Origin of the sequence: Jeongeupia chitinilytica (genome assembly GCF_014652315.1) — a bacterium.
Taxonomy (GTDB): Bacteria; Pseudomonadota; Gammaproteobacteria; order Burkholderiales; family Chitinibacteraceae; genus Jeongeupia; species Jeongeupia chitinilytica.
This window is the reverse complement of sequence record NZ_BMYO01000016.1, coordinates 1-8407: the sequence shown is the minus strand read 5'-3', so window position 1 is coordinate 8407 and position 8407 is coordinate 1. Positions and strand designations below refer to the sequence as shown.

General features: G+C 66.5%; 8 protein-coding genes. 2 read left to right on the top strand and 6 right to left on the bottom strand.

Translation table 11 applies throughout. The features are described from left to right. Positions 1-192 precede the first annotated feature (192 nt). From IE097_RS19090 to IE097_RS19065, 6 genes are all read right to left on the bottom strand, one after another. Positions 193-963, bottom strand: a complete 771-nt coding sequence (locus tag IE097_RS19090) for a hypothetical protein (protein WP_189462487.1) — start codon at positions 961-963, stop codon at positions 193-195. A 180-nt stretch (positions 964-1143) separates the two neighbouring features. Then, positions 1144-3459: a carbohydrate-binding family V/XII gene (locus IE097_RS19085; protein ID WP_189462486.1), complete on the bottom strand. Its 2316-nt coding sequence runs from the start codon at positions 3457-3459 to the stop codon at positions 1144-1146. Between the two features lie 106 nt (positions 3460-3565). Then, positions 3566-4183, bottom strand: a complete 618-nt coding sequence (gene ribA / locus IE097_RS19080; protein WP_189462485.1) for a GTP cyclohydrolase II — start codon at positions 4181-4183, stop codon at positions 3566-3568. A gap of 61 nt (positions 4184-4244) precedes the next feature. Further along, positions 4245-4559 carry a hypothetical protein gene (locus IE097_RS19075; protein ID WP_189462484.1) on the bottom strand — a complete coding sequence of 105 codons (315 nt, stop codon included), beginning with the start codon at positions 4557-4559 and terminating at the stop codon, positions 4245-4247. Then, the gene (gene pabC, locus IE097_RS19070; protein ID WP_189462483.1) at positions 4547-5425 is read right to left on the bottom strand and encodes an aminodeoxychorismate lyase; all 879 of its coding nucleotides are present in this window, start codon (positions 5423-5425) and stop codon (positions 4547-4549) included. The genes IE097_RS19075 and pabC overlap by 13 nt, the downstream gene beginning before the upstream one ends. Further along, positions 5422-6699, bottom strand: coding sequence for an aminodeoxychorismate synthase component I (locus IE097_RS19065; RefSeq protein ID WP_189462482.1), 1278 nt, complete (start codon positions 6697-6699; stop codon positions 5422-5424). The genes pabC and IE097_RS19065 overlap by 4 nt, the downstream gene beginning before the upstream one ends. A 145-nt stretch (positions 6700-6844) precedes the next feature. On the opposite strand from IE097_RS19065, the gene IE097_RS19060 reads away from it, so the two are divergent. Together IE097_RS19060 and IE097_RS19055 are read left to right on the top strand one after the other, a co-directional pair. After that, positions 6845-7339 carry a sigma-70 family RNA polymerase sigma factor gene (locus tag IE097_RS19060; protein ID WP_189462481.1) on the top strand — a complete coding sequence of 165 codons (495 nt, stop codon included), beginning with the start codon at positions 6845-6847 and terminating at the stop codon, positions 7337-7339. Further along, positions 7336-8277 carry a FecR family protein gene (locus IE097_RS19055; protein WP_189462480.1) on the top strand — a complete coding sequence of 314 codons (942 nt, stop codon included), beginning with the start codon at positions 7336-7338 and terminating at the stop codon, positions 8275-8277. Before IE097_RS19060 ends, IE097_RS19055 begins: the two co-directional genes overlap by 4 nt. The last annotated feature ends 130 nt before the right edge of the window (positions 8278-8407 follow it).

Genomic DNA, 8407 nt, shown 5'->3' with positions numbered 1-8407 from the left:
ACCGCAACGCCGCCCCAGACCCGACTGCAAAGCTGACAAATCCATGCCAACGGCATCAAAACCGTCAGTTTCGGCCTCGCCGGCCCCACCCAACCGGCCAGAACACCGCCGCCGGCCCGTCAAACATCCCGCAGTCCCTGCTTCGCCGCGCCGGAAAAGCACAACGGGCGGCCCAGGGCCGCCCGTTGTCGATCAAAACTTGAGTGCATTGCCCTTGGACGAGTTGCAGGCCTGGCACATCGGTTGCAGGTTGAGCAGACCGTGCATGCACTGTGATTTCAGCTGTTCACGTTCACCGGCGGCGACAATGAAGCTGTAAAGCACAGCACCCTCGTTCGTCAGCGTATAGCGATCGGCCAGATTGCCGACTTGCACCGGTGCACGCCCCAGTTTGGGCGAGACCGCCGAGAGCGCAATGCCCTGGGAGACATGCTGCAGGATGCGCTGCCCCTTCCCGCCCTTGGGACCTTCGCGCGTGAGCCCAAAAGCACGGAAGGTCTTGAGTACGGCCTCCAGCTCTCCGCCAGCCTGCGGGCGCTGATGATCGACCGTCAGGTTCCGGAGCGGCAGCAGCAGCCCGCACACCATGCAGGGCGCCCCCGGTGTGTGCTTGGTGACGGGCGCGCCATTCTCGATATAGCTGAACGGGCGATCCTGTACGTCATAGAGGATATGAAAGAAGGCGTCATCCGAGACGTTGGCGTACTGGGTTTTGGCAAACGCGGTCTTGCTGATCATGCCGGCCCTGGCATAAATGGGGCCAAGAGCGACCTCGGATTCGCCGTTGATCGCGTCGACCAGTGTCACCGCGTATTCGCCGGGCTTCGGCCGATTGATCCTGAGTTGCAGGTTGGCCAGCCGCTGTTCACGCGCCGACTCCAGCGTGTAGACATCGATCTCGAATGGACGAAACGACGTAGCCTTGTGGCAGACCTGTTCAATGCAGTTCTGAAGATTCAGCATCTGTACTCCAAATCGGGTGACCTCGCGGAAAGACTAACAACCATGCGATGAAACCTGCTTGCCATAACGTCCGGCGCTGACCGGACGCCTCGAGCGCAGCAGCAACACTGTTGGCGCTTCCGGTTTGAAAACGACTGCGCCCCCCGAACGGTGGCGCACACGATGCATCCGGAACGCCGCTCAGCGCCGGCGGAAACCACCGCCGTGGAAACCACCGAATCCACCGCCACCGAAACGGGATTGACCGAGACTGCCGCCGCCGCCGCCCCAATTGCCACCGCCACGCTGGAAGTTGCCGGCGCGTTCTGCACCGGCGTTGCGCGCCTGGAACTGGCTATCAAGCGACTGGTGGTTCTCGCGGAAATCCTGCGCAGCCTGCTGGCCCTGCGGTGACTGCTTCCAGTCCCTGGCGCGCTGGGCGGCCTGCTGACCCTGCGGTGAATTGGCAAAGTCCTTGGCGTTCTGGATGCGCGCCTGGCCTTGCGGGCTGTTGGCATAGTTCTGCGCCCGGCTCTTCACGTTGTCGGCCGCCTGCTGCTTGTCGACGTTCGACCAGTTGCCGCCGCCCTGATACTTCTGCCACTGGCCGCTGCTGTCGCGCTTGTAGACCTGACCGTCGCGACCGGCGTAGAGGTCGCCGCTGCCCTGCTTGTTGGCGAAATGCGTCTGGCCGATCTGGCCGGTCCGGTAGGTGTTGTTCGGACCGGTGATGACCGAGTTGTGGCCCCAGCGGTTGTAGTTGTTGGTGACGTTGATGTTGTAGGTGTTGCCCCCCCAGCAGCACCCGCCGCCCCAGTAGCCCCCACCCCAGTACCACGGCGACATCCATGCCCCCATGGCGAAACCGAAAGCGAAACCGGTCGCCGTCCCCCAGGCGAAACCGGCACCGAAGCCGTAGGTATAGGGCGCCGGATACCAGACGGTGCCGACATAGGTCGGGTAAACGTAGCCGGTACCGTAAACGACGACGCCGTCGCTGGATACCACCGTACCGTAATAGCCCGGGGTGTAGCCCACGTAGACGACGCTTGGTGTTGCGCTGTAGACCCGGACGTAGGTGACGTAGTGCACCGGCGAGCTGACCGGAATCGAATAGATCACCGCCGGTACGCTGGCCGCCACGCTCCATGGCCCGCTGGCCGAGGTGGCAACGAACCACACGCCGTTCTGCACCAGATAGTAGCTGTGCGCATCGACGCGGATGATCGGCATCGCCGTGTTGTAGGCGTACTGCAGCGGCGTGTCGTCGATCGGCTTCCATTGCGGCGCGCCACCGTCATAGCTGACCGGTTCCGGCTTGACGCTACGCTTGACCTGCGCGGTCTGCGGCACGCTGTTGGCAATGCGCGCTTCGCTGGCCTGCGGCGTCCCCGGGACCGAAACCAGCACCCCGGCCATCGGATGATCGGCCGGAATCCGGGCGAAGTCGGCCGGCAGCCGGTCACCCGGCACGTACTGCCACGGACCGTCGATCCTGGCGGCGGTAAACCAGCGGCCCGAGATCAGTACATACAGCTGCTGGCTGCCGATCTGGACGAAGACGTCGTTGGACGAGTTCGACATATAAAGCAGTTGCGTCCCCGGGATCGGCGCGTACTGCGGCTCACCCTTGCTCTGCAGCAACTCGGTCGGCCTGGTTGCAACGTGGATGGCCGGAACGACGTTCGGATCGAACGCCGACTCGCCGTTGGCGCTCTTGCCCGACATCGGATCGATCTGGTTGGCCTTCAGCAGCGATTCGCGCAGCGGATCGAGTTCGGCGGTCGGCGGATTGGTGGCGACCTGCCACGGGCCGGTGGCCGAGCTGGCCTGATACCAGCGCTCGACCGCCCACAGGTAATAGTTGCCGCTGCCCTGATCGAGCACGATCAGCGCACTGGTGTTGATCACCCGCATCAGCTTGCCACCGGCCTCGCGCAAGGCCGGCTCGCCGTCGATCATCACCAGCAACGCCGGACGGTTGCTGTAGATGATCGCCGGCGGGTCGTTCTTCACCGCCTGGCCGGCATGGGCCGCTTCGGCATGATTGATCTGCAGGTCGGCCTGCAACGCGTCATAGGACACGGTCCAGCCGTTTTTCGGCAGCGACGTGCGCAGCGACGCCAGATAGCTGTCTTCGTCCTTGCCGGCAGTCGGGAAGTTGGCCCTGGTGATCTTGTACTGGCTCAGCGTCACCGTGCGCTGGTCCTTGGCGATGTCGGCGCGGGCGCTGAACCAGATCACGCCGAAGGTATCGCCCTGCTTGCCCGACACCCGCACCGCCGAACGCCCGGTCAGGGTGTTGCCGTTCAGCGCATCGAGCTGCGGCTGGTAAACGTAGATTTTCTCGCCCTGCTGGCCGTCGACCAGCCTTGGCCAACCGGCAGCTTCCGCGCCGGCGCTGAGTTTGGCGGTGGCGGCCGCATCCGGCGCAGGTGCGGTGGCGGTCCAGCCTGCAACCGGCGCGCCGAGCCAGAGCAGGGCCAGCAGTGAATGCGTGATCGTCTTGCGATGCATGTGGATCCCCTTTGTCCGGCGGCGCCTGTGGCATCCGCCGTGTTATGGCCGTCACGGTAGGACCGATCGGGAATCCACTTAGTTTACTGCGCGTATGTTGCTAAATTCACCTTTCTTTGAGCAGGTGCCCCATCCGTTGCCGCTTGGTCGCCAGGTAATGGCGATTCTCCGGATTCGGATCGACCGCATGCGGTTCGCGCTGCCGCACCGGCAGGCCGGCAGCCTCGAGCGCGGCAATCTTCTTCGGGTTGTTGCTCATCAGCCGGACCGAGGTCACGCCAAGATCGCGCAGCATGGCCACGGCCGCTTCGTACGAACGTGCATCGACCGGCAGCCCGAGCGCGAGATTGGCATCGACGGTATCGAGGCCGCTGTCCTGCAACTCGTACGCGCGGATCTTGTGCGCCAGACCGATGCCGCGACCTTCCTGACCGCGCAGGTAGAGCAGCACGCCGCGTCCTTCACGGGCGATGCGTTCGAGCGCCTTGTTCAATTGCTCGCCGCAGTCGCAGCGCAGCGAGCCGAACACGTCGCCGGTCAGGCATTCGGAATGCAGTCTCACCAGCGTGGCCTCGCCGGCCGGATCACCCATGACCACGGCAAGGTGTTCGACACCGTCGAGACCGGAGCGATAGGCATGGGCCATGAAGACACCGTGCGGCGTAGGCAGGCGGGCGACGCCGGCCTTTTCGACGGCAGCTTGGGTCAGAGGAGCATTCGACATGGGATTTTCAATGGCCTGGAATCCTCCGTAGATGGGGGCGCCGGCGCGGATTGCAATCGCTTCAGCGTGTCGCGACGGCCGACGCGGTCCTGCAATAGCGTGCGTAGTCGGCGTCGACCTGCTTCTGCCGCTGCTTGAGCTTGTCCAGATCATAGGGCCGGTTGAACCCTGCCATCCGCCGCTGGATCAGTGCCGACTCCTTGTTCAGGTTGCTGCAGCGCTGCGCCTCCAGCTGCGCCAGTCTGGCCGGATCGGCCTTGTAATACGCCGGTGCGGCAGTCGGTGCGGGCGTCGGCGCGGCCGTGCACAGGGCCGGGATCGACAGCAGCAGCAATCCGGCGGCGTAGCCGGCGGTCCGAACGGCTAGTTCAGCCATAGCGTTTCCTCGGCGGCCAGCGCGGCAATGCGCTCCGCCAGTATGTGATCGGCCGGATGCGCCGGCCATTCGCGGTCCTCGATCCGGGCCACCGGCACCAGACCGGTCAGGCTGTTGCACAGCCAGACCCGCTCGGCACGCAGCAACCGTGGCAGATCGACCCGTTCCTCTCCGCGCTCCCAGCCCAGCCCGGCCGCCGCGTCGAATGCGACATCGCGCAGCACGCCGGCCACGCCGCCGGTGTCGAGTGCCGGCGTCAGCAGCCGGCCGGCTTCGAGCAGCAGCACATTGCTCATCGTGCCCTCGACGACATCGCCGTCACGGTCGAGCAGCAGGCCGTCGAAAATCGCCGGATCGCGCCATTCGGCGCGCGCCAGCACGTTCTCCAGCCGGTTCAGGTGCTTGATGCCGGCCAGCCGCGGCTGCCAGCTCGCGCGGGTTTCGCAAATGCGGACCCTGACGCCGGCACGGCGGTCGACAACCGGTGCCGGCGGCGCGATCTGGGTGATCCGATGGGGAAGACCGTTGTCCGGCACCACGTAGCCACGCGGCGATTCGCCCCGGGTCAGGATCAGCTTGATCGTCGCGTTGGCCGGTGCGTGTTCGCGCAGTTCGGCCAGCCAGGTCTCGAACGCCGGCGCCTTGATGCCGAGTGCAGCGGCATCGCGTGCCAGTCTCGCCATGTGGCGTTGCCAGAACGGGATACCGCCGTCGCGGATGAAGAGCGTGCGGAACACGCCGTCGCCAAACTGGATGCTGCGGTCGGCCAACGGCAACGCCCCGGCCGGCACGCCGTCGAGCAGGCGGATCACGCCGCCACCGGATGGCGGGCTCGGGTCCGGTGCGCCGACGACAGGGGCCATCATCCGGCGACGCCGAGCGCGCGCAGCAGGCCGCGCGCCTTGTGACGGGTTTCCTCGAGTTCGCGCTCGGGGACCGAGTCGGCGACGATGCCGGCGCCGGCGCGGAAGTACAACGTCTCTCCGGTCTGCAGAAAACTGCGGATCAGGATGTTCAGGTCCATCCGGCCGTCGAGTCCGATGTAGCCGAGACTGCCGGTGTACACACCGCGCTCGCGGTCCTCGAGCTCGCGGATGATCTGCATGCAACGCACTTTCGGACAGCCGGTGATCGTGCCGCCGGGAAACAGCGCGCGCAGGATTTGCCGCGCCGTCGTCCCCGGACGCAGCCGGGCACGGATGTTCGATTCGATATGGTGGACGTAGGCGTAACTGGCCACCGCCATCAGTTCGTCGACCTCGACGCTGCCGGGCACGGCAATGCGGCCCAGATCGTTGCGTTCGAGGTCGACCAGCATGATGTGCTCGGCGCGTTCCTTCACCGTCGAGATCAGCGCGCGTTTCAGCGCGGCATCCTCTTCCGGATCGTTCGAGCGCCGGTGCGTGCCGGCAATCGGCCGGGTGTCGACGATGCCGTCACGGACCCGCACCAGCCTTTCCGGCGAGGAACTGACGATCTGCGATTCGCCCAGATCGAACAGCGCCGAAAACGGTGCCGGATTGGCTGCACGCAGCGCCGCATACAGATCGTGCGCATCGCCGTGCGTCAGCGTCACGTCCCAGCCACGCGACAGGTTCACCTGGAAGACGTCACCCTCGACAATGTACCGCTTGCTTGCCAGCACGCCGTCGACAAAGGCCTGCGGCTCGTCCTCGGCCACTGCGGCGACCACCAGCGGCCGCGGCTGCCAGGCGATCGGCGCGGCAACGAGATCGGCCAGCTCGGCCAGCTGCGTGGCCGACTCGGCCACCAGATAGCCCCGCTGCGATGCGCGATCGACGAGTACGGCAGCCGGACAGCGGATCAGCGCTGCCACCGGCGACGCGGACGTGCGGGCCGGCACGCTCGGTTCGAACGCGTTCAGCAGCTCGTAACCGGCATAGACGGCCCAGCCGCCGGCAAAGGGCAACTCGCCGCCCGCGCCTTCGTGCACCGGCAACGTATCCAGATCGGCCAGAAAGGCGTCGGCGTCGTGGTAGACCCGGCGCTCGCCGGGCAGCGCCATCAGGATGTCCCAGCCGCTGTTGCCGGACGACTGCAACAGCACCGGGCAGCGATCGGGACACTGCGCGGCCAGGGCGGGCAGGTCGGGAATGGAGGTCAGAACTTGAACTTGCATCGGCCGATTGTACCAAGGCACACGGCCGGGAAAACGCGATCGACATCCATACGAATGATAATTGTTTTCATTTATGGTTCAATGCAGGCCGATCACGACTCAACCGTCATGTCCGCCACGGGCCACGCATGACCGACCGACGACTATGCACTGGTACGGACTCGATTTGCGCTGGGCCTATGCCGAGCTGCTGCCCGGCCTGCGGCGCCAGACCGGCTGCCTGCACCACGCCTGGGACATCCTGCACGACGCGCTGCTGCGTTATGCACTGACCCGCACGCGGACGCAGATTGCCCAGCCGCATGCCTATCTGCGTACGGTGATCGGTGCGGTCCTCGTCGACCATCATCGCGAGCAGCGCCGCTTCGTCGCCCTGCCCGACGATGCCGGAGCCAGCGACACGGTACCGGCCGAGCCATCGGCCGAAACGGTCGCCGCATTGCGGCAGCGGCTCGCCATCCTGCAGCGGGTGCTCGATGCACTGCCGCCCCGCTGCCGCGAGGTCTTCTGGCTGTTCCGGATCGAAAGCCACACGCAGGGCGAGATCGCGCTGAAGCTCGGCATCAGCGTCAACATGGTCGAACGTCATGTGATGCGTGCACTGGTCGACCTGCGCACGGTGAAGGAGCAACTGCGGTGAGCCGCGTCCGCAACGACGCCGCACGCTGGTTCGTCCGCATGCGCGACGCCGCCCCCGACGACCCGGCCCGCGGCCGATTCGAAGCCTGGCGGCTCGCCGATCCGGCGCACGGACGGGAGTACGCGGCCTTTGCCGAGTTGTGGGACGACTTCGACTCGAACGCCCGACTGGCCGCACTCGCCGGCGCGGCCGAACTGCACGGCAACGGGCGCAGGCGCATGCTCAAGCACGGCACACTGGGCCTGTTCGCCTGCCTGAGCGGCGGCCTCGGCTGGCTGGGCTGGCGCCGCACCCGGCCGGCGATGTCGATGCAGATGGCGACCGCGATCGGCGAAGTACGCAGCGTGCCGCTGGACGACGGCAGTACCCTGACACTGTCGGCCTCGACCCGGCTGTCGCTGGACTACGACGCCGGTCACCGGAACGTGGTCCTGCACGCCGGCGAGGCGATCTTCGACGTCGCCGCCGACCCCGGCCGGCCCTTCGGCATCGATGGCGGCACCGTGCGCATCACCGTGCTCGGCACGCGTTTTGCCGTCGCACGCCTGCCCGACCGGGTCCGCGTCAGCGTCGCCAGCGGCCGGGTCCGCGTTGCCCGGCAGGACGCCGACGGGCACGAGCAGCCGCCGCACTGGCTGCTCGGCGCCGGCGACGTCGTCGACTTCGAGGGCGGCCTCGCCCGGCGCAGCCACCGCCGCGTCGACGACGGTTTTGCCTGGCAACGCGGGGCACTGATGTTCGATGACGCATCGCTGCCGGAAGTCGCGGCCACGCTGTCGCGCTACCGCCCTCGTCCGGTCGTCGCCAGCGGAGACGGACCGCGGCTGACGGCGGTCGTGCAGGCGAACGACATCGATGCCTTCCTGCGCGCACTCCCGCGCGCCGGCAGCGTGCGGGTCGTCGAAACACCCGCCGCGACCCGGTTGTACGCGCGCTGATTTTTTTCGGCCGCGACATCAGGGAAACACGCCGGTGACGCGTCATGACGGCGTGTTCAGCTCAAACAGGACCATCATGAACCCGCGTTCCACCCTCCTCGGCGCTGCGTGGGCGGTGGCGATCGCCACC